The 23,722-nt window shown below is 71.8% G+C and carries 23 protein-coding genes; 15 read left to right on the top strand and 8 right to left on the bottom strand.

The window, feature by feature from the left end; all coding sequences use genetic code 11:
* The first annotated feature begins 108 nt into the window (after window positions 1-108).
* The 6 genes from melA (at window position 109) to OVA28_RS01575 (ending at window position 7,850) form a co-directional block, all read left to right on the top strand.
* Window positions 109-1,533, top strand: coding sequence for an alpha-galactosidase (gene melA, locus OVA28_RS01600; protein WP_268095524.1), 1,425 nt, complete (start codon window positions 109-111; stop codon window positions 1,531-1,533).
* A 121-nt stretch (window positions 1,534-1,654) separates the two neighbouring features.
* Complete coding sequence (locus OVA28_RS01595) at window positions 1,655-2,959, top strand: ABC transporter substrate-binding protein (RefSeq protein WP_228506049.1); 1,305 nt, start codon at window positions 1,655-1,657, stop codon at window positions 2,957-2,959.
* On the top strand, window positions 2,943-3,890 hold the full coding sequence (locus tag OVA28_RS01590) for a carbohydrate ABC transporter permease (RefSeq protein ID WP_194663403.1): 948 nt from the start codon (window positions 2,943-2,945) through the stop codon (window positions 3,888-3,890). The genes OVA28_RS01595 and OVA28_RS01590 overlap by 17 nt, the downstream gene beginning before the upstream one ends.
* 315 nt (window positions 3,891-4,205) lie before the next feature.
* A complete protein-coding gene (locus OVA28_RS01585; RefSeq protein WP_268095523.1) occupies window positions 4,206-4,766 on the top strand; it encodes a carbohydrate ABC transporter permease in 561 nt (186 codons plus the stop codon).
* An 89-nt stretch (window positions 4,767-4,855) separates the two neighbouring features.
* The gene (ppk2, locus tag OVA28_RS01580) at window positions 4,856-5,764 is read left to right on the top strand and encodes a polyphosphate kinase 2 (RefSeq protein WP_194663401.1); all 909 of its coding nucleotides are present in this window, start codon (window positions 4,856-4,858) and stop codon (window positions 5,762-5,764) included.
* A 136-nt stretch (window positions 5,765-5,900) separates the two neighbouring features.
* Complete coding sequence (locus OVA28_RS01575; RefSeq protein ID WP_194663398.1) at window positions 5,901-7,850, top strand: potassium transporter Kup; 1,950 nt, start codon at window positions 5,901-5,903, stop codon at window positions 7,848-7,850.
* Between the two features lie 63 nt (window positions 7,851-7,913).
* Here OVA28_RS01575 and OVA28_RS01570 read toward each other — a convergent pair whose 3' ends face one another.
* Window positions 7,914-8,798 (bottom strand): LysR family transcriptional regulator, encoded by an 885-nt coding sequence (locus OVA28_RS01570; RefSeq protein WP_268095521.1) that lies wholly within the window; start codon window positions 8,796-8,798, stop codon window positions 7,914-7,916.
* 94 nt (window positions 8,799-8,892) lie between these two features.
* Here OVA28_RS01570 and OVA28_RS01565 point away from each other — a divergent pair, with 94 nt between their 5' ends.
* Window positions 8,893-9,618, top strand: a complete 726-nt coding sequence (locus OVA28_RS01565; protein WP_268095520.1) for an SDR family oxidoreductase — start codon at window positions 8,893-8,895, stop codon at window positions 9,616-9,618.
* A gap of 42 nt (window positions 9,619-9,660) precedes the next feature.
* On the opposite strand, the gene OVA28_RS01560 is transcribed toward OVA28_RS01565, so the two are convergent.
* Window positions 9,661-10,269 (bottom strand): hypothetical protein, encoded by a 609-nt coding sequence (locus tag OVA28_RS01560; RefSeq protein WP_268095519.1) that lies wholly within the window; start codon window positions 10,267-10,269, stop codon window positions 9,661-9,663.
* Between the two features lie 2 nt (window positions 10,270-10,271).
* Entirely contained in the window at window positions 10,272-11,651 is a 1,380-nt protein-coding gene (locus OVA28_RS01555) for a serine hydrolase domain-containing protein (protein WP_268095518.1), read from the bottom strand.
* 102 nt (window positions 11,652-11,753) lie between these two features.
* On the opposite strand from OVA28_RS01555, the gene OVA28_RS01550 reads away from it, so the two are divergent.
* The 3 genes from OVA28_RS01550 to nadE all read left to right on the top strand — a co-directional run bounded on the left by OVA28_RS01550 (window position 11,754) and on the right by nadE (window position 14,345).
* The gene (locus tag OVA28_RS01550; protein ID WP_268095517.1) at window positions 11,754-12,890 is read left to right on the top strand and encodes an AI-2E family transporter; all 1,137 of its coding nucleotides are present in this window, start codon (window positions 11,754-11,756) and stop codon (window positions 12,888-12,890) included.
* A gap of 412 nt (window positions 12,891-13,302) precedes the next feature.
* The gene (locus OVA28_RS01545) at window positions 13,303-13,491 is read left to right on the top strand and encodes a hypothetical protein (protein WP_268095516.1); all 189 of its coding nucleotides are present in this window, start codon (window positions 13,303-13,305) and stop codon (window positions 13,489-13,491) included.
* 32 nt (window positions 13,492-13,523) lie between these two features.
* On the top strand, window positions 13,524-14,345 hold the full coding sequence (gene nadE, locus OVA28_RS01540; RefSeq protein WP_268095515.1) for an ammonia-dependent NAD(+) synthetase: 822 nt from the start codon (window positions 13,524-13,526) through the stop codon (window positions 14,343-14,345).
* Between the two features lie 147 nt (window positions 14,346-14,492).
* On the opposite strand, the gene OVA28_RS01535 is transcribed toward nadE, so the two are convergent.
* The gene (locus OVA28_RS01535; protein WP_268095514.1) at window positions 14,493-15,191 is read right to left on the bottom strand and encodes an SDR family oxidoreductase; all 699 of its coding nucleotides are present in this window, start codon (window positions 15,189-15,191) and stop codon (window positions 14,493-14,495) included.
* Window positions 15,192-15,284: 93 nt separating this feature from the next.
* Between OVA28_RS01535 and OVA28_RS01530 the strand changes: the two genes are divergently transcribed.
* Complete coding sequence (locus OVA28_RS01530) at window positions 15,285-15,863, top strand: TetR/AcrR family transcriptional regulator (RefSeq protein WP_268095513.1); 579 nt, start codon at window positions 15,285-15,287, stop codon at window positions 15,861-15,863.
* A 181-nt stretch (window positions 15,864-16,044) separates the two neighbouring features.
* On the opposite strand, the gene OVA28_RS01525 is transcribed toward OVA28_RS01530, so the two are convergent.
* The 4 genes from OVA28_RS01525 to OVA28_RS01510 form a co-directional block, all read right to left on the bottom strand.
* Window positions 16,045-17,409 carry an NtaA/DmoA family FMN-dependent monooxygenase gene (locus tag OVA28_RS01525; RefSeq protein WP_268095512.1) on the bottom strand — a complete coding sequence of 455 codons (1,365 nt, stop codon included), beginning with the start codon at window positions 17,407-17,409 and terminating at the stop codon, window positions 16,045-16,047.
* A gap of 68 nt (window positions 17,410-17,477) precedes the next feature.
* Window positions 17,478-18,002, bottom strand: a complete 525-nt coding sequence (locus OVA28_RS01520; protein WP_268095511.1) for a hypothetical protein — start codon at window positions 18,000-18,002, stop codon at window positions 17,478-17,480.
* Between the two features lie 470 nt (window positions 18,003-18,472).
* Window positions 18,473-18,748 (bottom strand): GlsB/YeaQ/YmgE family stress response membrane protein, encoded by a 276-nt coding sequence (locus tag OVA28_RS01515; RefSeq protein WP_194663423.1) that lies wholly within the window; start codon window positions 18,746-18,748, stop codon window positions 18,473-18,475.
* Window positions 18,749-18,897: 149 nt separating this feature from the next.
* Window positions 18,898-19,161 carry a glutaredoxin family protein gene (locus OVA28_RS01510; RefSeq protein WP_194663355.1) on the bottom strand — a complete coding sequence of 88 codons (264 nt, stop codon included), beginning with the start codon at window positions 19,159-19,161 and terminating at the stop codon, window positions 18,898-18,900.
* 73 nt (window positions 19,162-19,234) lie between these two features.
* On the opposite strand from OVA28_RS01510, the gene OVA28_RS01505 reads away from it, so the two are divergent.
* The 4 genes from OVA28_RS01505 to OVA28_RS01490 all read left to right on the top strand — a co-directional run bounded on the left by OVA28_RS01505 (window position 19,235) and on the right by OVA28_RS01490 (window position 23,714).
* Window positions 19,235-20,197, top strand: coding sequence for a PrsW family glutamic-type intramembrane protease (locus tag OVA28_RS01505; protein ID WP_268095510.1), 963 nt, complete (start codon window positions 19,235-19,237; stop codon window positions 20,195-20,197).
* A 66-nt stretch (window positions 20,198-20,263) separates the two neighbouring features.
* Window positions 20,264-21,952, top strand: a complete 1,689-nt coding sequence (locus OVA28_RS01500) for an adenosylhomocysteinase (protein ID WP_268095508.1) — start codon at window positions 20,264-20,266, stop codon at window positions 21,950-21,952.
* 50 nt (window positions 21,953-22,002) lie between these two features.
* Complete coding sequence (locus OVA28_RS01495; RefSeq protein WP_268098136.1) at window positions 22,003-23,238, top strand: amidohydrolase family protein; 1,236 nt, start codon at window positions 22,003-22,005, stop codon at window positions 23,236-23,238.
* Window positions 23,235-23,714, top strand: a complete 480-nt coding sequence (locus OVA28_RS01490; RefSeq protein ID WP_268095507.1) for a cupin domain-containing protein — start codon at window positions 23,235-23,237, stop codon at window positions 23,712-23,714. The genes OVA28_RS01495 and OVA28_RS01490 overlap by 4 nt, the downstream gene beginning before the upstream one ends.
* Window positions 23,715-23,722: the final 8 nt, after the last annotated feature.

The raw sequence follows: 23,722 nt of genomic DNA, 5'->3' as shown, positions 1-23,722 counted from the left end.
GAGCCTAGGACAGCGCACCGAGCAGGACCCTGGCCGACCTGAGGATCCGGGAACGCCGCCGTCCGAAGCCGGAGGCGGGCCGTCCCGGGCGCTCCGTAGCGTGCTGCCATGACCAAGATCACCATCATCGGCGCCGGCGGCTTCGTCTTCCCCTTCCGTCTCATCGGCGACCTCGTCAGCTTCCCGGCGCTGCAGGACGCGACGCTGCACCTCATGGACCTCGACGCGGGCAGGGTCGCCCGCACCGCGTCCGCCGCCAGGGAGCTCGTCGCGCACCACGGCCTCGGCGTCGAGGTCCTCGAGACCACCGACCGCCGTGCGGCCCTCGCCGACGCGGACGTCGTCATCATCACGTTCCAGGTCGGCGGCGTGGAGTCGTACAAGTGGGACGTCGAGATCCCGCGGCGGTACGGCATCGACCAGGCCGTCGGGGACACCGTCGGCCCCGGCGGGGTCTTCCGCTTCCTCCGCTCGGTCCGGGCGTACGAGGACATCGCCCGCGACGCGCTCGAGCTCTGCCCCGACGCGCAGTTCATCAACTACGCGAACCCGATGGCGATGGCCACGGCGTTCCTCAACGCCAAGGGCCTCCGCACGGTCGGGCTGTGCCACAGCGTGCAGGGCACGACGCGGATGCTCGCCAGGACGCTCGACGTGCCGTACGACGAGGTCGAGTTCGTCAGCGCCGGCATCAACCACCAGGCCTGGATCCTGGAGTTCAAGCGACGCAACGGCGAGGACCTCTACCCCCGGCTGCGCGAGGTGATGACCGCGAAGCACCGTCGTGGCGTCGCGGCGGCCGACCTGCACGACGACGACGGCGACCACAGCGAGGCAGCACTGGCAGCCAGCAACTACGAGGGCGGCAACGAGCAGGTGCGCACCCAGCTCATGCGCTCGTTCGGGTACTTCGAGACCGAGTCGAGCCACCACGCGAGCGAGTACGTGCCGTACTTCCGGAAGGACCCGGAGACGACGCTGGAGTACATCCCGGAACGCTGGGACTACTACGAGATCTGCCTGGCCCACGACGAGCAGGGCGACGTCGACCAGCAGCTCGAGAAGCTCAAGGCCGACCTGTCCCCGTCCGTCGAGTACGGCGCGAGCATCGTCAACGCGATCGTCACCGGCGTCCCCGCGGTCGTCTACGGGAACGTCCCGAACGCCACCGGGGTCATCGCGAACCTGCCGTCCGACGCCTGCGTCGAGGTGGCCTGCCTGGTCGACGGCAAGGGCGTCCAGCCGACCTCCTTCGGCGAGCTCCCGCCGCAGCTCGCCGCGATCAACCGGACGAACACGAACGTGCAGACCCTCGCCGTCCGGGCCGCGCTGACCGGGGACGTGGCGAACGTGCACCACGCCGTGGCCCTCGACCCGCTGACCGCGGCACACCTGACGCTCGACCGGATCGCGGCGATGACCGACGAGCTGCTGCACGCGCACGCGGCGCTGCTCCCGGAGGCGCTCCGTCCGGCGGACGCGGTCGGTGCGGAGCAGGGCCACGGCCAGGAGGCCCGGCCCGTCCTGGTCTGACCGGTCGCGCCCGGCGGACACCGCGCCGGGCGCGACCCCAGGCCACGGCGCGGTGCTGCGCGCACCGCGACCCGAGCCTCCTGTCCGCACGACCCGGCACCACGACCTCAAAGGAGAGGACATGCCGAACCGCCCACCACCCCAGCTCGCCAGACGGGGGTTCCTCGCCCTCGCCGGCATCTCGATGGCCGGCGCGCTCGCAGCGTGCGCCGGCCAGGGGACCGCCGCGCGCGGCGGCACGAAGCACATCCGCCTGTCGACCTGGAACATCCCGACCGACATCACGAGCTACCAGCGGATCGCCGACGAGTTCGTCGCCACGCACCCGGGGACCAGCGTCTCGGTGGAGGTGACCACCGGGCAGTTCCACCAGTGGTTCATCACCCGGCTCGCCGCGGACCTGGCGCCGGACATCATCCGGATCACCCCGCAGCAGATCGGTCGGTACGCCGCGAACGGCAGCCTCATCGACATCAGCGGGCACATCCCCGCCGACTACGAGTCCGACTACACGAAGCCGTTCTGGGCGATCGGCGCCAGGAACGACGGCGTGTTCGGGGTGTTCCAGCACACCGACAACTTCATCACCTACTACAACCGCGACGTGATGGAGCAGATCGGCGTGACCCCGCCGACGGCCATCGCCGACGCCTGGACCTGGGACCAGTTCCTCGACGTCGCCCGCGAGGTCAAGCAGGTGACGGGGAAGTACGCGTTCGGCTACGGGTGGAGCGGACCCGAGACGGCCTACCGCTGGCTGCCCTTCGTGTACCAGAACAGCGGCGCCTTCCTCGGGGAGGACGGCGCGACACCGTCCATGGACACCGCGGAGGCGATCGGCGCGCTCGAGTTCGGCCGGAAGTGGTACGCCGAGGGACTCGCGACCACGGGCAACCTCAGCAAGACCGGTGGCGGGGACGTCGCACGGAACCTGTTCATGACCGGGCAGATCGGGATGATGCTGAACAACCCCGAGCCGATGGCCCAGCTCGACGAGCAGATGCCCGACAACTGGGGGACCGCGCCCATGGTCCGCAACACCGGCGAGGCCAGCGACCTGGGCGGGAACGCGCTCGCGGTGACGAAGTCGAGCAAGCACCCCGACCTCGCCGCGGAGCTCGTCGCCCTCATCACGAGCCGTGAGCAGATCGAGCGGTTCTGCCACGACGGCAACTGGCTGCCGGCACGCAGGTCCCTCGACGCCGCCGACGTGGGCTACGAGTCCCACGCGGACACCATGCAGCAGTTCATCGACCAGGGCGCCACGATCCCGCTCTCGATGGTGAAGGCCGAGAGCGGGCAGTACTTCTCGTCGCTGAACGCCGTGTTCGCCGACTACCTCGACCTGTGCCTGCTCGGGCAGCTCCGCCCGGCCGAGGCCGCTGGCCAGATGATGGAGGCGATGCGCAGTGTCACTGCGAACTGACACCAGGGACCGGGCGGTCACCCTGCCCGCGAGCCCCGAACGTCCCGCCGACCCGCGGACGCGACGCCGGGCGCGGTTCGTCCCGTACGCCTTCATCGGTCCGGCCGGTCTGCTGTTCCTCGCGTTCTCGCTCGTGCCGATCGTCATCGCGATCACGCTGAGCCTCCGGGACAGCAGCACGTCGATCACCGACGGCGGCTGGATCGGCGCCGGGAACTTCACGGCGATGACCGGCGACCCGCTCATCCTCACCGCGCTGCGGAACACGCTCGTGTTCACCCTCGGGACGGTGCCGACGTCGATGGCGATCGGGCTCGCCCTCGCCGTCGCCCTGAACCGCCCCCTGCCGGGGCGCGGTGTGTTCCGTGCCCTGTTCTTCGTGCCGATGGTCGCGGCGGGTGTCGTCGTCGGCGTCGTCATGTCCTGGATCTTCAACGGGGACTACGGCGTCGTGAACAACCTGCTCGAGGCACTCGGGCTCGGCCGGCTGCCCTGGCTGACCGCGCCGGGCTGGGCGATGGCGACCCTGGTGATCGTCGTCGTGTGGACCCGCATCGGGTTCTGCATGGTGATCTACCTCGGAGCGCTGCAGTCCGTGCCCGCAGAGCTCAAGGAGGCGGCCGCGATCGACGGCGCGTCCCGCTGGGCCCGGTTCCGCACGATCACGTGGCCACTGCTCCGGCCGACCACGTCGATCCTGGTCATCCTCAACGTCGTGTTCTCCCTGCAGGCCTTCGACGTGATCTACGTCATGACCGGCGGCGGCCCGGGCTTCTCCACCACCGTGCTCATCCAGTACGTGTTCCGGACCGCGTTCATCGACGCGCGCATGGGGTACGCCGCTGCGCTCGGACTCGTCCTCGTCGCGATCCTGCTCGTCTTCACGCTGCTCCGGCAGCGCGCCAACCGCAAGGCCGAGGAGGTCCTGTGACCACCGCAACGACACCCCGTCAGACCAGTCGGTCCCGTCCGTTCCGCGCCCGCCGTCCGCGGCCGGGGCGCTGGGTGCTCGTCGCCGGGCTCGCCCTGCTCGCGGCGGTGATGGTCTTCCCGCTCTACTGGATGGTCGTCTCGGCGCTCACGCCCGGAGGGCAGTCGCAGAGCGGCTCGTTCTACCTGTTTCCCCGCGCACCCGTCGTTCGACAACTACACGCAGGTCTTCAGCACGCAGCCCGTCTGGCGGTGGCTCGGCAACTCGGCGCTGATCACCTCGGTCGGCACCGCGCTCAGCGTCGTGGTGTCGCTGATGGCCGGCTACGCACTCGCGAAGTTCCGGTTCCTCGGCCGGGGGCTGCTGTACTCGGCGTTCCTCGTGACCATCATGATCCCGATCCAGGTGACGATCGTGCCGAGCTTCCTCGTCGTGGCGAAGCTGGGCCTCGTCGACTCGCCGTGGGCCGTGGTGCTCCCGACCCTGTTCGACGTCGTCGGCATCTTCATCGCCCGACAGTTCATGCTCGGTGTGCCGGACGCGCTCCTCGAGGCGGCGCGGCTCGACGGGGCCGGCGAGTTCGTCACCTTCTTCCGGGTGGTGCTGCCGACCTGCGGACCGCTCGTCGGGGTGCTCGTCATCCTCGGCTTCATGACGCGGTGGAACGACTTCCTCTGGCCACTGGTCGTGCTCCAGGGGAACGAGAACCTCACCGTGCCCGTCGCGCTCTCGACGCTGACGAACAACCCGGCCTTCAGCTCACCGTGGGGCGCGGTGATGGCGATCGCGACGATCACGGTGCTGCCGCTGCTGGTGGTGTTCCTGGCGTTCCAGCGGCAGTTCGTCCAGGGGATCGCGTCGACCGGCATCAAGTGAGCACCCCCACGTTCGGTCGCCGTTCACCCGGAGTCGTTATACCGGGCTGACGCGCACGGCGGACCGTGCGCAGGACGTGAGGAGACCGCATGCTGGACGCCACGCCGATCGGTGACCTGCGGGAGTACATCGAGGACCTGCGCACCCGCGGGTTCACGGTCGGGAACGCGCACACCCCGGACCCGGAGCTCATCGACCCCGAGGGCAACCCGATCTACACCTGGCTCGAGGACTACCCCTACGACGAGCGGATGTCCCGCGACGAGTACGAGTACGAGAAGTACCGGCTGCAGGTCGAGCTGCTGAAGTGCCAGTACTGGCTCGAGGACAACGACCGCAAGGCGATCATCCTGTTCGAGGGCCGGGACGCGGCCGGCAAGGGCGGCACCATCAAGCGGTTCACGGAACACCTGAACCCGAGGACCTCGCGGGTCGTGGCGCTGTCGAAGCCGACGGAGCGCGAGCAGGGCCAGTGGTACTTCCAGCGCTACGTCGAACACCTGCCGAGCGCCGGCGAGATCGTCATGTTCGACCGCTCCTGGTACAACCGGGCCGGTGTCGAGCGGGTGATGGGGTACTGCACGGACGCCGAGTACGAGACCTTCATGACGCAGGCGCCGTCCTTCGAGCGGATGCTCGTCGACTCCGGCATCCACGTCACGAAGTTCTGGTTCTCCGTCACCCGCAAGGAGCAGCGGACCCGCTTCGCCATCCGCCAGCTCGACCCGGTGCGTCGGTGGAAGCTCTCCCCGAACGACGTCGCCTCGCTCATGGTGTGGGACGACTACACGGCGGCGAAGGAGGAGATGTTCCGGCGCACCGACAAGCGGTACGCGCCGTGGACGATCGTCCGCTCGAACGACAAGAAGCGCGCCCGTGTCAACGCGATGCGGTACTTCCTGACGCAGTTCGACTACGACGACAAGGACCCCGAGGTCGTGCTGCCGCCGGACCCCCTGCTCGTGATGCGCGGCAAGTCCCTGCAGCTCGAGGAGTAGCGCCGGACGCGGGGGCACCGGAGGGCGATGCTGCATGCGGACTGCGGGTTCCGTCGGTGCTGCGATCAGAGTCCTCCGGTGGTGGCAGGATGAGCGACGGCCGCTTCCCTGGTGGCCGGATCTGGAGTGATCGAGCGTGACCGAGACACACTCCGCGGCACCTGTCAGCGAGGACACCGCGACCCACGAGCACAGCGGCCCGAGCGGCGGCGCCGCGCTCGCGCTGGCGGCGCTCGGCGTCGTCTTCGGCGACATCGGGACCAGCCCGCTCTACGCGCTCCGGACCGTGTTCACGATCGACGGCGGCATCGTCAAGCCGATCCCCGAGGACGTCTACGGGGTGATCTCGATGATGTTCTGGAGCATCACGATCATCGTCTCGATCAAGTACGTGCTGGTGCTCATGCGCGCTGACAACAACGGCGAGGGCGGGGTGATGGCGCTCGCCGCACTGGCCAGGCGCCTCTACGCCCAGCGCCGTGGCGGTGCGACGATCTTCCTGGTCATCGGCATCATCGGCGTCTCGCTGTTCTACGGCGACTCGGTGATCACCCCGGCGGTCTCGGTGCTCTCCGCGGTCGAGGGCCTCGGCACCGCGGCCCCGGCGGTCGGGCACCTCATCGTGCCGATCGCGGCCGTGATCCTCGTCATCCTGTTCTTCGTGCAGCGGTTCGGCACCGGCAAGGTCGGCACGCTGTTCGGCCCGGTGATGATGCTCTGGTTCGTCGTCATCGCGCTGGCCGGCATCCCGCGGATCATCGAGCACCCCGGCGTCCTGCAGGGCCTGTCCCCGACGTGGGCGATCGCCTTCGTGTTCGCGCACCCGCTCATCAGCTTCGTGGCGATGGGTGCCGTCGTGCTCGTCATCACCGGTGCCGAGGCGCTCTACGCCGACATGGGCCACTTCGGCCGCGTGCCGATCCGCCGCGCCTGGTTCTTCGTGGTGTTCCCCGCGCTCGTGCTGAACTACCTCGGCCAGGCGGCGCTCGTGCTCGAGCAGCCCTCGGCCACGAAGGACCCGTTCTTCCTGCTGTTCCCGAACTGGGCGCAGCTGCCCGTCGTGGTGCTCGCCACCGCGGCCACGGTCATCGCGAGCCAGGCCGTCATCTCCGGCGCGTTCTCCCTGACCCGCCAGGCCGTCCAGCTCGGGCTGCTGCCCCCGCTGACGATCCGCCAGACCTCCAAGCGCGAGGGCGGCCAGATCTACCTGCCCGCCGTCAACCTGCTGCTGTTCATCGGCGTGATGGCGATCATGCTCGCGTTCCGGTCCTCGGCCAGCCTGGCGACGGCGTACGGCGTCTCGGTGACGGGTGCCCTGGTGACCGACACCCTGCTCCTGCTGCTCGTGGTGAAGCCGCTCTGGAACTGGTCGACGTGGAAGCTCGTCGTCGTCGCGGTCGTCTTCGGCGGACTCGAGCTGACCTTCCTCGCCGGCAACCTGTCGAAGGTGCTGCACGGCGGGTGGGTGCCGCTGCTCATCGCGCTCGCGGTCGTCACGGTGATGACCACGTGGCGTCGCGGCCGACAGCTCGTGCAGGACGAACGTCGGGCACGCGAGGGCTCGCTCGCCGAGTTCATCGAGAAGGTCAACGCCAAGGGCGTCCCGCGCGTCCGCGGGGTCGCGGTGTTCCCGCACCCGAACAAGGAGACCACCCCGCTGGCGCTCCGCGCGAACATGGAGCACAACCACGTGATGCACCGCCGGGTCATCATCGTGTCCGTGATCACCGCGAACGTGCCGCACGTGCCGCACGCGAAGGCCTTCACCCGGGACGACCTGGGGTACGCGGACGACGGCATCGACCACGTCACCGTCAAGTTCGGGTTCTCCGACGACCAGGACCTGCCGCACGCCCTGCACGCGGCGTGCCTGTCGGAGGTCCTCGACCTCGACCCGGAGGAGATGGCGGACGCGTCGTACTTCGTCTCGCGCGGCGCACTCCGGCCGATGCGCGGCAACGGCGGGATGGTGAACTGGCGGAAGAAGCTGTTCGTCGGGCTCGCGCACAACGCCGCCGACCCGGCGTCCCGGTTCGGGCTGCCGCCGCAGCGGACGGTCACGATGGGCAGCGACGTCGAGATCTGACGTCCTCCGGGCGGTCGCCCGCCGCGCGGCCGCCGGGCGGCGGTGGCCGCCAGGCACGGCGCGTCAGGCCGTCGGTACCGCTTCGCCGCTGACCAGCGCCGCTGCCAGCACCGCGTTCCGCACGACCCGGGCCACGTCCGGTGACGTGGACCCCGCGGGCCAGGCGACGACGGTGGTGGCGAGCACGGCGTCGACGACCGGCACGGCGACGTGCTCCGGCCACTGCAGGGTCCGGCTGGACCGGGGGATGACGATGACCGTGCGGCTGAGGGCGACCAGCTGAGCGAGCTGGGCCTGCGACCGGACCTCGGGCCCGGGACCGTCGGGGTAGGACCCGTCCGGCCGCGGCCACCTGGCGGCGGGCAGGTCCGGCAGGTCGCGGAGGTCGGCCTGCACGAGCGACTCCCGAGCCGCCAGGGGATGGGTGCGCGGCAGGATCGCCACCTGGTCCTCGGTGCGCAGGTCCTCGGTGTCGAACCCGGTCAGGTCGTCGTACGTGCGGTGCATGAGCGCCACGTCGGCCCGGCCGTCGCGGAGGAACGCCGCCTGCTCGTGCACCTCGCCGAACAGGACCTCGATCGGCAGGCCGTCCGGGTCCGCCCCGTGCACGTCGAGCAGCGCCTGCAGCAGGTCGTGGTCGGCACCGGCCTTCACCGCGAGCACGAGGTGTCGCGTGGGCAGTCCGGCCCGTCGGGTGCGTCGACCCGCAGCCGCCACGGCCGCGAGCGCCGACCGGGCCTCGCCGACCAACACGGTGCCGGCGGTGGTGAGACGGACGCCCCGTGGGTCACGGACGAACAGGTCCACGCCGATGCGCTGCTCCAGCTGGCGGACCGCCCGGGAGAGCGGCGGCTGCGACATCCCGAGGCGGACGGCGGCGCGGCCGAAGTGCAGCTCCTCGGCCACCGTCAGGAAGTACCGCAGCTCACGCGTCTCGAGATCGTCCACGTGCGGAGCCTACGTCCTGCCGATACCCCACGGGCATCGCCCGGCGCCCGATCGGTCTTGGACGCACCGGGGTGCGCCGACCGAGGATGGGACCATGACGACGACACAGCAGACCGCCCTGGTCACCGGGGCGAACAAGGGCATCGGGTACGCGATCGCGGAGTCGCTCGGGAGGCTCGGCCACCGTGTCGTCCTCGGCGCGCGTGACGACGTGGCCGGTGCCGACGCCGCAGCCCGGTTGGTCGCGCAGGGGATCGACGCGAGCGCGCTCCGGCTCGACGTGACGAGCGACGCGAGCGTCGCCACCGCCGCCGCGGAGCTGGAGGACCGGGTCGGCACGCTCGACGTGCTCGTGAACAACGCGGGCGTCTCCGGGGCGTTCGACCAGGTCACGTGGGGGCAGGACCCGACGACGATCGACCTCGACGTGCTCCGGGGCGTGGTGGACACGAACGTGTACGGCGTCATCCGGGTCACGAACGCGATGCTGCCCCTGCTCCGTCGGTCCGACGCCCCGCGGATCGTGAACACGTCGAGCAGCATGGGGTCCCTCGGCCGGCAGCCGGGTCCGGTGATGGCGGTCTACTCGTCCTCGAAGACCTTCCTCAACGCCGTCACCGTGCAGTACGCCCGGGCGTTCGCCGACACCCCGGTGATCGTGAACGCGGCCTGCCCCGGCCTCGTCGCGACGGACTTCAACGGCTTCGCGGGGGACCGCACCCCCGAGCAGGGCGCCGCGACGGCCGTGCGCCTCGCGACCCTGCCCGACGACGGGCCCCGCGGCGGCTTCTTCGAGGACGACGGCGTCGTCCCCTGGTGACCGGTCAGGCCGTCGGTCCACCGGCCGTCAGCTCACGGGGCGTCAGTCCGGAGGGCCCGACGGTCGCAGCCCGCTCGCCCGGCGCTCGAGGTCAGCCAGCGCCCGCACGGTCGCCGCGTCGCCCCGTCGCCACCGGTCGACGACGTCGGCGCCCAGCAGGGTGACCTCCGGCCGGGTCGTCAGCGCACGGACGGCGAGCAGCTCGGTGCCGGCCGGCTGACGACCCAGGCGGGCAGTGGCGGTGGCGCTGCGGACGAACCCGCCGCGGAAGTGCAGCCAGACGAGCAGCAGCGCCACGACGAGCACGACGGCGACACCGGCACCGACCAGGTGCGCCAGCCGCACGGTGGCGTCGTGCTGCTCCGTCCCCGCTGCGGCCACGGCACCGGCACGTTTCGAGGCCTCGCGGAGGGGACGGCTCACCGCATCGCCGGCGAAGGGCACCTTGCCGAGTGCGGACGCGGCCTTGCCGAGCTGCTCCTGGAACGCCGAGCCGTCGCGGTTCACCCGGGTGCCGATCGCGGCGATCCCGCTGATCGCCCCGGAGACGGTCGTCCCGACGACGACCGCCAGGACACAGCCGAGCAGGACGACGACGTCGAGGACCACCTGCCGCACGCGCTGCACGGGCCGGGCGCTGTAGAACACCACGGTCAGTCGGTGGGACGGTGCAGCGTGCGGATGCGGTCGTGCAGCGGTTCGGTCTGCCACCGGGCCTCGAACGTCACCGACGCCGGGTCGCACCGCACCCAGAGCAGGTGCGGGGTGTCGACGAACCGCACGGCGACCAGGACCCGACCGTCCTCGTCGACCGCGGCGCTCGCCGCCGTCGACCCGGCGACCGCCCACGCGCCGGCGCCGAGCGGCGCCACGACGGGGGAGCCGTCCTGGGTCAGGGTGGCCGTCCAGGTGCCGCCGTCCTGCTCGAGCACCACGGTGTCCAGGCCGGGGACCGCGGAGCTGGCGGCACGGGAGAACGCACCACGAGCCTCCAGGCCGTCGACCGTGTCCAGCGCGCCACCGGCGACCGGTGGCAGGGCCAGGCCGGCCAGTGCGGCGCCCGTCGTGTCCGGGCCTGGGCGGTCGATCGCCGGCAGCAGGTGCTCCCAGACGGCGTCGAGCACGGCCTGCATGTCGATGCTCTGCCCGGTGATCGCGAGGACGACGTCGTGCTCCGGCAGGACCACGCAGAACTGGCCGTAGGCGCCGTCGCCGCGGAAGCCGTGCCGGGCCATCCAGAACTGGTACCCGTAGCCCTGGGCCCAGTCCGGGTTCTCCTCCTCGGGGTTCGCGACCTGCGTGCGGGTGGCGGACTCGACCCAGTCCTCGTCGAGGATCCGGACGCCGTCCCACACCCCCCGCTGCAGGTAGAGCTGCCCGAGCTTCGCGACGCTCTCGGTCGTGGTGTAGCAACCGCTGAAGCCGAGTTCGCCGATCGAGTCACGCTTCCAGGACAGCTGGTCGATGCCGAGCGGGTGGAGCAGGCGCGGCCGGAGGTACTCCACGAGGGTGCCCCCGCTGACCCGTCGGACGATCTCCGCGAGCGTGTACGTGCACGGCTGGTTGTAGGCGAACACCGAGCCGGGCTCCTCGTCCGGGGGCAGCAGCAGGAAGCCGCGGACCGTGTTCTCCGGGTCGATCGCCAGCGCCCGGTCGAGGGTCTCCGCACGGTGGCCACTCGCCATCGCCAGCAGGTTCCTGAGCGTCATCCGACGGGTGCGCTGGTCGAGCACCTCGTGGTCCAGTTCAGGGAAGTGGCTGATCACAGCGCTGTCGAGGTCGAGCAGCCCCTCGTGCGCGGCGATCCCGACGGCCGCAGCCGTGAAGCTCTTGCTGAGCGAGTAGAGCAGGTGCGGGCGGTCGGCGGAGTACGGGTCCCACCAGCCCTCGGCAGCGACCTCGCCGTGCCGGAGGAGCACCAGCCCGTGCGGTTCGACGTCGGGAGTCGACTCCAGCGCACGGACGAGGGCATCGACCCCAGAGGCGTCGATGCCGAGGGCGGACGGGGAGCTGCGCGGGAACGTCGTCGTCACGTGTCCGAGGCTAACCGCCGGACGCGGGGAGCGGTCGCCTGACATCATCGGGGGAGCGTTCGACAGCAGATCGCACCGCCGTCACCCACGACAAGGATCCGCATGCCGTTCTTCTCCCCGACCCCGTCGACCAGCGACGCACCGCCCACCGGTGCCAGGAAGGCGTGGTCGGACTCGTTCGGCGGCCTCGCGACCCGGTGCCTGCAGGTCATCATCGTGCTGGTCATCGTGATCGGCATCGTCTTCGCGGCGTCGACCATCAGCGTCGTGACGATCCCGGTGCTCATCGCGCTCATCATCGCCTCGGCCATGCACCCGGTCGTGTCCTGGCTCCGCCGACACCGCGTGCCCTCCCTCGTGGCGACGCTGATCGTGCTGCTCGGGGTGCTGGCCGTGCTCGGGCTGGTCGGCTGGCTCATCGTCGTCGCGGTCGAGAACCAGTGGAGCGACCTGCAGAAGTCCGCGGTCGACGGCTTCCAGCAGCTGCAGGGCTGGGTGACGTCGCTGCCGTTCTCGATCTCGGACAAGCAGATCGACGACGCGACGAAGACCGCCACCGACTTCGTCACGAGCGCCAAGTTCGGCTCGGGTGCGCTCGCCGGGGCCTCGGCCACCGCGAACTTCCTCACCGGGCTCGTGCTGATGATCGTGGTGCTGTTCTTCTTCCTCAAGGACGGCCCGAAGATCTGGGAGTTCCTGCTCCGCCCCTTCACGGGCACCCGCTACGCCCGCGCCCGCCGTGTCGGTGACCGCGTCGTCTCGACCCTCGGCGGCTACGTCCGCGGCACGGCGACCGTCGCCGCGGTGGACGCCATCGGCATCGGTGTCGGCATCGCCATCGTCGGGGTGCCGCTCGCGCTGCCCCTGGCCGTCGTCGTGTTCATCACGGCGTTCATCCCGATCGTCGGTGCCACGGCCGCCGGCATCCTGGCCGCCCTCGTCGCCCTGGTGACCCTCGGCCCGGTGCAGGCGCTCATCGTCGTCGGCATCGTGGTGCTCGTGAACCAGCTCGAGGGCAACCTGCTCCAGCCCGTGCTCATGGGCCGCACCCTGCAGCTGCACGGGCTTGTCATCCTGGTCGGTCTGACCGCCGGCACCGTGCTCGCGGGCATCACGGGTGCGGTCATGTCGGTCCCGCTCCTCGCCGCCGCGTGGGGCGCCGTGCAGGTCTGGGACGGCCCGGACACCCCCGCCAAGCCGTGGCGGCAGAAGCGCTCGGAAGAGGTCGGCGCCAAGTAGCCCGCGGGGCGGACTGCGGTGCCCCGAACGGGGGTATCGCCACCCACCCCGTCCTGCCTTGTAGATTGCTCAGCAATCGACCGGTGTCCCCACAACGGTGGACCCCGATCGGCCGACACGGACTCACCACCCGTGTCCCGCAGCGCGGCGAGGATGCCGCGTGGACCCGGAAGGATCAGGGATGTCACGCCCACGGACCGATCGAACGCCCCTGGCGTCGGGTGTCTTCGGCGTGCCGAGTCGTTCCGCGCGGCGTGACGTCGCCGGTGATCCCTTCCGCGTCGGGTCCCCTGCCACCACGGGGGACGGATCAGCGGCGGACGGCCGCATGTCGGGTTCGGTGCGGTGGGGCGTTCGGGTCCCCACCGCACCGACTCCGCGCCGTCCACCCGGACGAACGACAGGAGCGAGCGTGCACGACCACGACACCCACCCCCTCGACCGGGCGGTCGGACCGGAGCACGTCGAGCGGTTCCGGCTGCTCAGGACCCCCGACGAGACGCTCGGCGTGGTCTGTCGGTGCGCCATCGGTGTGGACCACGACAACACGATCACACCGGCCGGCCCGGTGCCGGACCTGACGGGTCGCCGAGTCCACTGACCGTCCCGCCCGCCGCGGTGGATACTGGGGCGGTGCGTGAACTCCAAGCCGCCATCGCAGCGGACCTCAACGTCCAGCCCGTCATCGACCCGGCCGCCGAGGTCGCACGTCGCGTCGACTTCCTCCGTGACTACCTGCTGACCACGGGGGCGAAGGGCCTGGTCCTCGCGATCAGCGGCGGGCAGGACTCCACCCTCGCCGGGCGGCTCTCCCAGCTCGCGGTCGAGTCGCTCCGCGCCGAGGGGCACGACGTCTCCTTCACCACCGTGCGGATGCCGTACCGGGTGCAGGCCGACGAGGACGACGCCCAGCTCGCGCTGCAGTTCATCGCCGCCGAGCCGGGCCTGACCGTCAACATCGAGCACGGGGTCGACGGCGCGGTGCAGGACACCGCGGACGCCGGCGTCGCGCTGAGCGACTTCGTCAAGGGCAACGTCAAGGCGCGGATGCGCATGGTCGCCCAGTACGCGGTCGCCGGGCAGCTCGGGCTCCTGGTCGTCGGCACGGACCACGCGGCCGAGGCCGTGACCGGCTTCTTCACGAAGTACGGCGACGGCGGCGTGGACCTCACCCCGCTGACCGGGCTCACGAAGAGCCAGGGGCGCCAGCTCCTCGAGCACCTCGGCGCACCGGCGCGGCTCTACGAGAAGGCGCCCACGGCCGACCTCCTCGACGAGACCCCCGGCCAGACGGACGAGGCAAACCTCGGCCTGAGCTACGCCGAGATCGACGCCTACCTGCAGGGGCACGACGTGCCGGTCGAGGTCGCCGAGGCGATCGAGACCCGCTACCGCGCCACGGAGCACAAGCGCCAGGTCCCGGCGACCCCCTTCGACGCCTGGTGGCGCGCGTAGCGAGTTCGCTCGCAAGACACCGGTGTTCGTCGGTCGCGCCGCGGACGTCCGCGGTGCGGAGGACGAACACCGGCGCCTCACAGGGGTGTCCGGACTGGAGGCTCCCCACCGGGCCGGTGGGGAGCCTCCAGTCCGTCTCGTGGTGCGTCAGCCGGCCAGCGCGGCGTAGCGCTCGGCGACCGTCGCGCCGAGCGAGGCGCGGACGCTCCGCGTCAGCTCGTCCGCGAGGACCTCGTGCTCGCCGTGCTCGACGCCGTCCCAGATCGCGGTGACGACGGCCTCGGGGGTGTTCTTCGGCGCGTCGACGCCGGTCGCCATGGCCGTGTCGGTGTACCCGAGGTAGGCACCGAGCACCTGCACGCCGTCGCTCGCCAGCTCGAGCCGGATCGAGTCCGTCGCCGCCCACAGCCCCGCCTTCGAGACGCCGTACGCACCGCTGCCGCCGAGCCAGCTGAGCACCGAGGCGACGTTGACGACGGCTCCCTGCGCCACGCGGAGTGCCGGGGCGAAGGCGCGGGTGACGAGCAGCGGGCCGACCAGGTTCGTCTCGATCTGTGCGCGGACGTCCCCGAGGTCGCCGTCGACGAGCCCGCCCGGGCGCAGCAGTCCGGCGTTGTTGACGACGATCGTGACGTCCGGTGCCTCGGCGGCAGCGCGGGCGACGGAGGCCTCGTCGCTGACGTCGAGCACGAGCGGCACGATGCGGGCGTCGTCCCAGTCCTGCGGGCGTCGGGCGGCGGCGTAGACCTTCGTGGCGCCGCGTTCGAGGGCCTGGCGCACGAACTCGGTGCCGAGTCCGCCGTTCGCGCCGGTGACGAGCACGGTCTGTCCGCTGAGTCCGGTCATGGTGGATTCCTTCCGTCGGGCACCTGGTGGCACCGTGTTCTTTCGACAGCAATATGACCGGTCGTCTCATTCCCGCGGTGAGAGGATCGGTGCATGCCGAAAGCCAGCCTCCGCGATGCGATCGTCGACGCCGCCCTCGTCGAGTTCCACCAGCACGGGTACGCCGCCACCGGTGTGGCCGCGATCACCGGGTCCGCGGGGGCACCGAAGGGGTCGTTCTACAACCACTTCCGGTCGAAGGCGGACCTGGCGATGGAGGTCGCTGACCGCTTCGCCGCCGCGTCGCCGATCGGGGTGCTCGAGGACCCGTCCGTCCCCCGCGCGGTGGACCGGATCACGGGGTACTTCGACGTGATGCTCGAGCAGTTGGCTGGCATCGACTTCCGGTACGGCTGCCTGCTCGGCAACCTGGCCGTCGACACGGCGACCGACGAACCCACGGTGGCCGCGCACGTCGACGCGGTGTTCGACGTGTGGATCGCACGGCTGGCCACGGCGGTCCGGGCTGCGCAGGACGCCGGCGACGTGGACGCCGCGCTCAACGCCGACCTGGTCGCGGCCCAGCTCGTGGACCTGTGGGAGGGCGCGGCGCTCCGGGCGAAGGCCCGCCGGGACGGCGAGCTCACCCGCCGCGTGGTGACGGACGGGGTGCGCCGGCTGCTCGGGGTCTGAACCGCCCCGGGTCAGGGCGAGTCGAATCGCGCGCAGGAGGTCGAATCGCGCGTAGGGGGTCGTTCCTTCCGACCTCCCACGCGCGATCCCGCTTGCCATTGCGGGCGGTGTGGGTGGGAACCGACGGACAGGAGGCCCCCCACCGGACCGGTGCGGAGCCTCCAGTCCGTCTCGTCTGGACTCAGGCGGGGACGCCGGTGCGGCGGTGTGCTGCGGCCGGGTGCGATGCCGGGAGCCGTGCGGGGCCTCCGGTCACACGCTCGCGGAGGGTCTGGCCGGGCGTGTAGCGCTCGGGCAGGCGGCCGCGCTCCTGCAGCAGCGGTGTGACGTACCGGCCGAAGTCGCGGACGGTGTCGAACGAGTGGTACTGGCGCAGGTTGATGCCGTCGATCCCGTCGTCGTCGAGCCAGCCCTCGATCTGCTCCGTGACCGCCTCGGGGACGCCGGCTGCCCAGAACGCGCCGTGCCAGGCCTCGTTGACCCGGTCGAGCAGCTCGCCGACGGTGGCGTCGAGCGCGACTCGGCCGACCAGGCGTTCGCCGCCCTCGACCCCTTCGGCTTCGAGGGCGTCGCGCACCGTGCGGCTGCGCGGGTGGGAGAGCGCGTCGAAGGGGACGCTGCCGTGCACGAGCGGGCCCTCCTCGCTCGCGAAGGCGCGGTACTGCGCGACCTTGTCGTCGACCTCGCGCTGGGTCGGCGCCGTGATCACGGCGGCCTGCGTGACGAACCGGACGTCGCCGCGGTCCCGTCCGGCCGCCTGGGCTGCGTCGCGGACGGCGTCGGCGGTCCGCTGCACGCCGTGCCCACCGGTGAAGACGACCTCGGCGTGCTGGCCGGCGCGGGCGATGCCGGCGGGGGAGCCGGTCGCCAGGAACAGCGCCGGGGTGCGCTGCGGCGACGGCTCGGACAGGTGCGGGCCGGCGACGCGGAAGTGCTGGCCGACGTGGTCGATCGGGTGGACCTTGTCCGGGTCGGTGTAGATGCCGCGCTCGGCGTCGCGGAGGACGGCGTCGTCCTCCCACGAGCCCTCCCACAGCTGGTAGAGCACGTCGAGGTACTCGTCGGCGATCTCGTACCGGGTGTCGTGCGGGATCTCCGCGGCCAGGCCGAAGTTCCGCGCCGCGTTCGGCAGGTAGCTCGTGACGACGTTCCAGCCGACCCGGCCGTTCGTCAGGTGGTCGAGCGTGGACATGCGTCGGGCGAACGCGAAGGGCGGCTCGTAGCTCGTCGAGAAGGTGATGCCGAAGCCGAGGTGCTCGGTCACGGCGGCCATGGCGGGCACGACGAGCATCGGGTCGTTGTTCGGGATCTGCAGGCCCTCGCGCAGGGCCGGTGCGGCCGATCCGCCGTACACGTCGTAGGCGCCGAGCACATCGGCGATGAAGACGGCATCGAACTGTCCGGCCTCGGCCGACCGGGCGAGTTCGGTCCAGTAGCGGATGTCCGTGTAGCGGTGCCGGTTGTTCCCGGGCAGGCGCCACAGGCCGTGGGTGATGTGCCCGACGCAGTTCATCTCGAAGACGTTGAGCAGGAGTCGCTTCGGCATGCCTCCGACGGTACGGGGAAGGCCCACGAGGCACGCGTTCGTGACCTCGTGTTTCCCCGGGGGAGTGGCTAGCGCTCGTCCCGACGGTGTCGGCGGTCCTCGGGCTCCTCGGCGCCGACACGGCCGTCGTCCCCGTGGCCGGCGTCGCGGCGGGTGTCCTCGCCGGAGCGCTGCCGCTGGTCGTCGGAGACCCGACGCTGCTCGGGCTCGACCTCGCGGTGCTCCGTGCCCGCGGCCTCGTCGACGGCAGCGCGGTCACGGTCACGGTCGGCCGCCAGGCGCTCCTGCCAGACGATGCTGCGCGCGGCGCCCTCGAGCACATCCTCGACCGGACGACCCGTCTGGGCCGCCAGGGCGCCGCTGAGCCCGGCGGTCAGGGTGCCACCGGCGGAGGCGAGCCGTTCGACGACCTCCTCCTGCCGTGGGGTGAGGGGTTCGTCGATCAGGTCCTCGATGGTCTCGCGGATGTTCTCGACGCTCGCGTCCAGAGCAGCCTCGTCACCGGACTGCAGCGCTGCTGCTTCGCCGACGACGACGAGTCCCAGCCGCGCGGCGTCCTCTTCGGGGCGGTGGCGTGCGTTCTCGTCAGTCATGTCGCGGACCGTACGCCGGGGACTGCCGCGCCTCCTGGACATTCGGGGGACCTGCTGCTCGCGCTCGGCGTCTGCCCGGCCCAGCAGTGCGCCGAGACTCGGCCAGGCGGGCACTTCGCGCCGTCACCAGCGCGCAGGACGTCCGCCCCGACGAGACTCGGCCTGCCCATCCCGCGGCGGGTCAGACCGACCCGCGCCGCGCCAGACGTGTCGACCCGACCCCACACCGGACGGGAGGCTCGTGGCGGGGCCCGCCACGAGCCTCCCGTCCGGTCCGGTGCCAGCGCGCGCACGGTGCGCGGTCGTCCGCCCCGTGCGAGCTTGCGCTCCCCGTGCGCCCTCGCGCCCTCGCACCGAGTGCGCAGCCGCGCACCACACCATCGCGCGAGGTCACCCCGGAACGGCCGACGGGGGCGTGCCGTGGTCATGTGACCACTGCACGCCCCCGTCGGGCACTGCTCCTGCTGAGATCAGCGGCGCGAGCCCTTGCCCGCGAAGCGGGTGTAGAGGAACAGCACGATGATGGCGCCGATGACGGAGCCGATGATGCCGGCCGGCTGGAAGAAGCCGTCCATCGGGTCGTGCTGGAAGATCAGGAACCCGAGGAACCCGCCGACGAAGGAACCGACGATGCCGAGGACGATCGTCATGAGGATCGACAGGTTCTGCTTGCCGGGGATGATCAGGCGCGCGAGCGCACCGGCGATCAGTCCGACGATGATCAAGCTGATGATGAGACCGAGCACGGTGTCCTCCTGGTGGAACGAACGAATCGGCACCGACGGGATCGTCGGTGCCGAGGTCAACCCCAGAGTCAACACGGTGGAGCACATCGGTGCCCATTTCCGCGTCTTCTGGCTGTTTGGTCGTCCCGGAACAACCGGACCGAGGGGTCTCAGACCAGGTTCGAGGCCTCGAGCTCGGCCTGCAGCTCCGCGTCGGAGGGCTCCACGAAGTGCGTGCCGTTCGGCAGCACCACGACGGGGATGCTCTTGCGGCCGCTGATCTCCTCGGCACGGGCGGCTGCGGACAGGTCGGCCTCGACGTCCACGTACGTGTAGTCCACGCCGAGCCGGTCGAGCAGCGCCTTGGAACGGCGGCAGTCGCGGCACCAGTCCGCGCCGAACATGGTCACCTGGTCGTACGTCACGTCGGTCATGCCGGGGAGAACCACCGCGGCGGTCGTGGACATTCCCGGCCCGGTCCGCCCGTCCGCGGAGCACGATGGGCGCATGGCCCTGCCCTCTGCCGTCCCCGTGGACCACCCGCACCACCGCCGAGGCTGGTGGTGGAAGACCCTGCTCGTCGGCTTCCTGCTCTGGGCGGTGACGATCGTCGTGACGGTGTTCACCAGCAACACGAACCTCGTCCCGACGATCATCCTGCTGGGCAGCTTCCTGGTGCCCTTCACCGTGGTGCTCTTCGTGATCGAACGGGTGACGGGGACGGTCAGCACGATGCAGCTCGTCACGGCGTTCTTCGTCGGCGGGATCCTCGGCGTGCTCGGGGCGTCGCTGCTCGAGTCGGACCTCCGACAGGGCGCGCTCATCTACGTCGTGGTCGGCTTCGTGGAGGAGTTCGTCAAGGGCGTCCTGCTCGTCGTGGTGGGGTGGCGCGTCCGCCCGAAGACCGCCAGGCAGGGGGCGCTCCTCGGCGCGACCGTGGGTGCGGGGTTCGCGGCGTTCGAGTCGGCCGGGTACGCGTTCAACGCGGCGATCACCGCCCGCGGCATCGACCTGGTGTCCCTGCTGCAGACCGAGGTGATCCGCGCGATCCTGTCCCCGGTCGGCCACGTGCTCTGGACGGCGATCCTCGGTGCCGTGCTGTTCGGCGCGTCCCACGGGCGGCCCCGCTTCCGCTGGACCTGGACCGTCCTGGTGACCTACGTCGGGGTGTCGCTGCTGCACGGGCTGTACGACTCGAACGCGACGATCTCGACGCTGCTCGCCTTCGTGTTCACCGGCACGCCGCTGTCCGCCGCGCGGAACGGTGCCGTGCCCCTGGCGATCTCCGGGCTCGCGTCGACGCTCTACGTGGTGGGGCTCGCGCTCGTGTCGGCGATCGGGGTCGCGGTGCTCATCGGCGTGCAGGTGCACTTCCGGAACCGGGCACGACGTCAGGGCCTCGACCTGACCGGAGTCGGAGCGGCGGGATCCGGGTGGTACGACGCACCCCACCCGCGCCCACTCGACTGACGACGAGGACGCCGACGGCAGCGGCAGCGGCAGCGGCGGCGACAGGCCCCGCCCTACGATTGACGCATGCCGCCAGGACCCGACGTCGCGACGCGCTCCTGGGCCTCGGCGGCCGTGCGACGCTTCGCCGCCGCCACGAACCTGCTCGTCGCCGCCCGCCGCTTCCGCCTGGTCGGAGGTGATGCCCGCGACCGCCAGGCCCTCCACGCGCTGCTGACCGCCCTCGGTGCCCGCGCCGCCGCCGACCACGAACCCGTCGACCAGCTCTGGTGCCTGGGCGACCCCGAGGAGAGCACCGCCGCCGTCGAGCGCGAGGCCGACCGCCCCCGCGGCGCGACGCTCGTCGTGGTCGACGCCGGACGCCACCTCCCCGCGGTCGACGAGGACGCCTTCGGTCCGGTCACCCCCGCCCGACCCGGGGTGCTGGCCGTGCCGATGCTCTCGGACGACGTGTTCCTCGTCTCCACGGGCCGCGACCCCGAGGACGACCCCGCCGCCGACGCCCGGCTGCGCTGGGCGCGACGGTCGATGCCGGTCTCCCGCGCGGTCGCCGCCGAACTCCGCGACGGCGGCCTGCTCCGCGGCACCCGCGTCGGCGTCGCCATGGTCCTCGAACCGAAGACCGCCGTGCTGAGCCTGCTCCTCCGTGACGCCGGCGCCGAGGTCGTCGTCTACGCCCACGCCGACGAGACCGACGACGCCGTCGCCGACGCGCTCCGACGCGCTGGCCTGCCCGTGTTCGCCGAGTCCACCGCGACGACGGCCCGGCAGAAGGACCTCGCGCTGGCGATGCTCGACACCCGCCCGCACATCCTGCTCGACGACGGCGCGCACGTGATCCGCCTGGCCCACCAGGAGCGCCCGGACCTGCTGCCGACGATGCTCGGCGCGGCGGAGGAGACCACGAGCGGCCTCCGCCCCCTGCGCGTGATGGCCGCCCGGGGCGCGCTCGGCATCCCCGTGGTCGCCGTGAACGACGCCCGCACCAAGACCTTCTTCGACAACCGGTACGGCACCGGGCAGTCGACGGTGTTCGCGGTCCTCGACCTCGTCGACGGGCTCACGTCCGGCGCACATCGGATCCAGCCGGGAGGCTCGGCGGTCGTCGCCGGGTACGGGCACGTCGGCGAAGGGGTCGCCCTGGTGCTCCGTGCGCTCGGGTTCACCGTCACGGTCGCCGAGACCGACCCGGTCCGAGCCCTGCAGGCGCTGTTCGCCGGGTACGCCGTCGCCCCGCTCGTCGACGCCGTGCGCGAGGCCGAGGTGGTGATGAGCGCCACCGGGGTCACCGACACGATCAGCCTCGACGTGCTGCGTGCCTGCGCTCCCGACGCCGTGGTCGCGGTCGCCGGTGGGGTCGAGCACGAGGTCGCGCTCGACGCCGCCCTCGCCGCGGGAGCCACGCTGAGCACCGTCGGGCGGAAGGCCGAGCGCCTGACCTTCCCCAGGGCCGCGACCGGGCCGGTCGTGCTCGACCGCGGCGGGTGCATCAACATCACCGCCGCCGAGGGCAACCCGGTCGAGATCATGGACCTCTCCTTCGCGGCGCAGCTCGGTGCCGTGCGGATGCTCCTCGAGCACGGCGACGAGCTCGAGCGCGCCGTCGTGCCCCTCGACCCCGCGGTGGACGAGGCGACCGCCCGCGCGGCGCTCGCCGCGTTCGGGAGCCGAGCCGAGCCTCCCGTCCGGGTTGCCGAACACCCGTCGGACCGCGAGCCGGACGTCCGCACCAGCCGCTTCGGGGACCCCGCGTGAGCGAGCTGACGGCGGCGACCACCGTGCACTCGGCCCGCATCGTGGTGCCGATGACCGCGCCGCCCATCGCCGACGGCGCCGTCGCGGTGCGGGACGGGCGGATCCTGCACGTCGGCGAGCGGTCCTGGGTCGTCGACCAGCTCGACGGCTCCGCGTTCACCGAGCGGCGCTGGCGCGGTGCCCTGCTGCCGGGACTCGTGAACGCGCACTCGCACCTGCAGTACACCGGCATGGACAGTGTCGGCTCCGGTCAGTACGACGGGTTCGAGGACTGGGCCGCCGCGTTCAACCGCGACTACGCCGAACCGCACGACTGGCGGGCCGAAGCCGCGGAGGGCGCGCACCGCTCGATCGCCGCGGGGGTGACGAGCATCGCCGACGTCGTGACGGACATCGAGGCCGCGACCGCGCTCGAGGACGCCGGCCTCGGCGGGATCGCCTACTGGGCGGTGATGGACTGGGAGAACGCGGCCTGGCAGCAGCACGGCCGCGCCCAGGTCCTCGACGAACTCGCCCGGATCCCGACCACGCCAGGGGCCGGACTCTCCCCGCACGCGCCGTACTCGCTCGACGTCGCGCCCCTGCTGGAACTGCCCGACATCGTGCGACAGCGCGGGCTGCGGCTGCACCTGCACCTCGGCGAAGCGGCCTTCGAGGGGGAGCGGCTCGCGGGGGCCGACGGCACCGACCTGCACGGCACCGACTGGCACCTGGCGAACGTGCCGTCGTTCCGGGCCATGCGCGCGCTCGGGTTCGGTGCGAGCGCGACGGCCTTCGTGGACCGACTCGGCGTGCTCGGGCCGGACTGCCACATCGCGCACGGCGTCTACATGACGGCCGAGGACCGGGCGCTGCTCCGCGCCCGCGGGACGGCCGTGGCGCTGTGCCCACGGTCGAACGCGGTCATCGGCCTCGACCCGCCGCCCGTCGCCGACTACCTCCGCGAGGGCAGCCCGATCGCGATCGGCACCGACTCGCTGTCATCGTCCCCGTCGCTCGACCTGATGGCCGACGTCACCGCACTGCACCGGATCGCCCGCGCGCAGGGGTACGGCGACCGCGACCTGCACGGACGGCTGCTCGCGGCGGCGACCCTCGGCGGGGCGCACGCGATGGGGCTCGCCGTCGGGCAGGACCGGATCGGGCACCTCGCCGTCGGGGCCCGCGCCGACCTGGCCGTGTTCGACGTCGACAGCCGCACGGTGCCCGACGCGCTCGCCGAACTCGTGGAGGACGGGGCCGGGCGCGCGGTCGCCACGGTGATCCGCGGGAAGATGGTCGCATGACGAAGCAGATGGCGCGACGGACCGTCGACGGCGCGGTCATCGAGTGGCTCGACGTGCCCCAGCGCGCCGCGGCCCTCGGGATGGAGCCCCACCCGGAGGGCGGCTGGTACGTCCGCACCTGGACCTCCCCGGCGACCGTGACCACGTCCGCGGGTGAGCGTCCCGCCGCGACCCTCATCCACTTCCTGCTGCCGCCGGGGGAGTCCTCCGCGTGGCACCGGGTCACGAGCGACGAGATCTGGATGTGGCACGGACCGGACTCGGTCGTGCTCGAGCTCGGCGGGTCCGGCGACCAGCCCGAACCCGGGGCGCAGATCACCCTCGGGCCGGACGCCGGCCGTGACCGCGTGAACGACGCGCAGGCGTTCGTCCGCGGCGGCGTGTGGCAGCGGACCCTGCCCGGCGACGGCGAGGTCCTGGTGAGCTGCCTGGTCTCCCCGGGCTTCTCGTTCGAGGACTTCACGCTCTCGTCCTGACGCCTTCG

The sequence above is a fragment of the Curtobacterium sp. SL109 genome (assembly GCF_026672405.1).
Classification (GTDB): domain Bacteria; phylum Actinomycetota; class Actinomycetes; order Actinomycetales; family Microbacteriaceae; genus Curtobacterium.
The sequence above is the reverse complement of the archived record's forward strand: the minus strand, read 5'-3'. Positions and strand labels throughout refer to the sequence as shown.

Excerpts from the sequence above, each read along its gene's own strand:
- melA (WP_268095524.1), top strand. The coding sequence starts at position 109 with ATGACCAAGATCACCATCATCGGCGCCGGCGGCTTCGTCTTCCCCTTC.
- OVA28_RS01500 (WP_268095508.1), top strand. The coding sequence starts at position 20,264 with ATGCCGCCAGGACCCGACGTCGCGACGCGCTCCTGGGCCTCGGCGGCC.
- OVA28_RS01595 (WP_228506049.1), top strand. The coding sequence starts at position 1,655 with ATGCCGAACCGCCCACCACCCCAGCTCGCCAGACGGGGGTTCCTCGCC.
- OVA28_RS01585 (WP_268095523.1), top strand. The coding sequence starts at position 4,206 with ATGGCCGGCTACGCACTCGCGAAGTTCCGGTTCCTCGGCCGGGGGCTG.
- OVA28_RS01510 (WP_194663355.1), bottom strand. The coding sequence starts at position 19,161 with ATGACCGACGTGACGTACGACCAGGTGACCATGTTCGGCGCGGACTGG.
- OVA28_RS01530 (WP_268095513.1), top strand. The coding sequence starts at position 15,285 with ATGCCGAAAGCCAGCCTCCGCGATGCGATCGTCGACGCCGCCCTCGTC.
- OVA28_RS01550 (WP_268095517.1), top strand. The coding sequence starts at position 11,754 with ATGCCGTTCTTCTCCCCGACCCCGTCGACCAGCGACGCACCGCCCACC.
- OVA28_RS01495 (WP_268098136.1), top strand. The coding sequence starts at position 22,003 with ATGACCGCGCCGCCCATCGCCGACGGCGCCGTCGCGGTGCGGGACGGG.
- ppk2 (WP_194663401.1), top strand. The coding sequence starts at position 4,856 with ATGCTGGACGCCACGCCGATCGGTGACCTGCGGGAGTACATCGAGGAC.
- OVA28_RS01535 (WP_268095514.1), bottom strand. The coding sequence starts at position 15,191 with ATGACCGGACTCAGCGGACAGACCGTGCTCGTCACCGGCGCGAACGGC.
- OVA28_RS01525 (WP_268095512.1), bottom strand. The coding sequence starts at position 17,409 with ATGCCGAAGCGACTCCTGCTCAACGTCTTCGAGATGAACTGCGTCGGG.
- OVA28_RS01520 (WP_268095511.1), bottom strand. The coding sequence starts at position 18,002 with ATGACTGACGAGAACGCACGCCACCGCCCCGAAGAGGACGCCGCGCGG.
- OVA28_RS01490 (WP_268095507.1), top strand. The coding sequence starts at position 23,235 with ATGACGAAGCAGATGGCGCGACGGACCGTCGACGGCGCGGTCATCGAG.
- OVA28_RS01565 (WP_268095520.1), top strand. The coding sequence starts at position 8,893 with ATGACGACGACACAGCAGACCGCCCTGGTCACCGGGGCGAACAAGGGC.
- OVA28_RS01505 (WP_268095510.1), top strand. The coding sequence starts at position 19,235 with ATGGCCCTGCCCTCTGCCGTCCCCGTGGACCACCCGCACCACCGCCGA.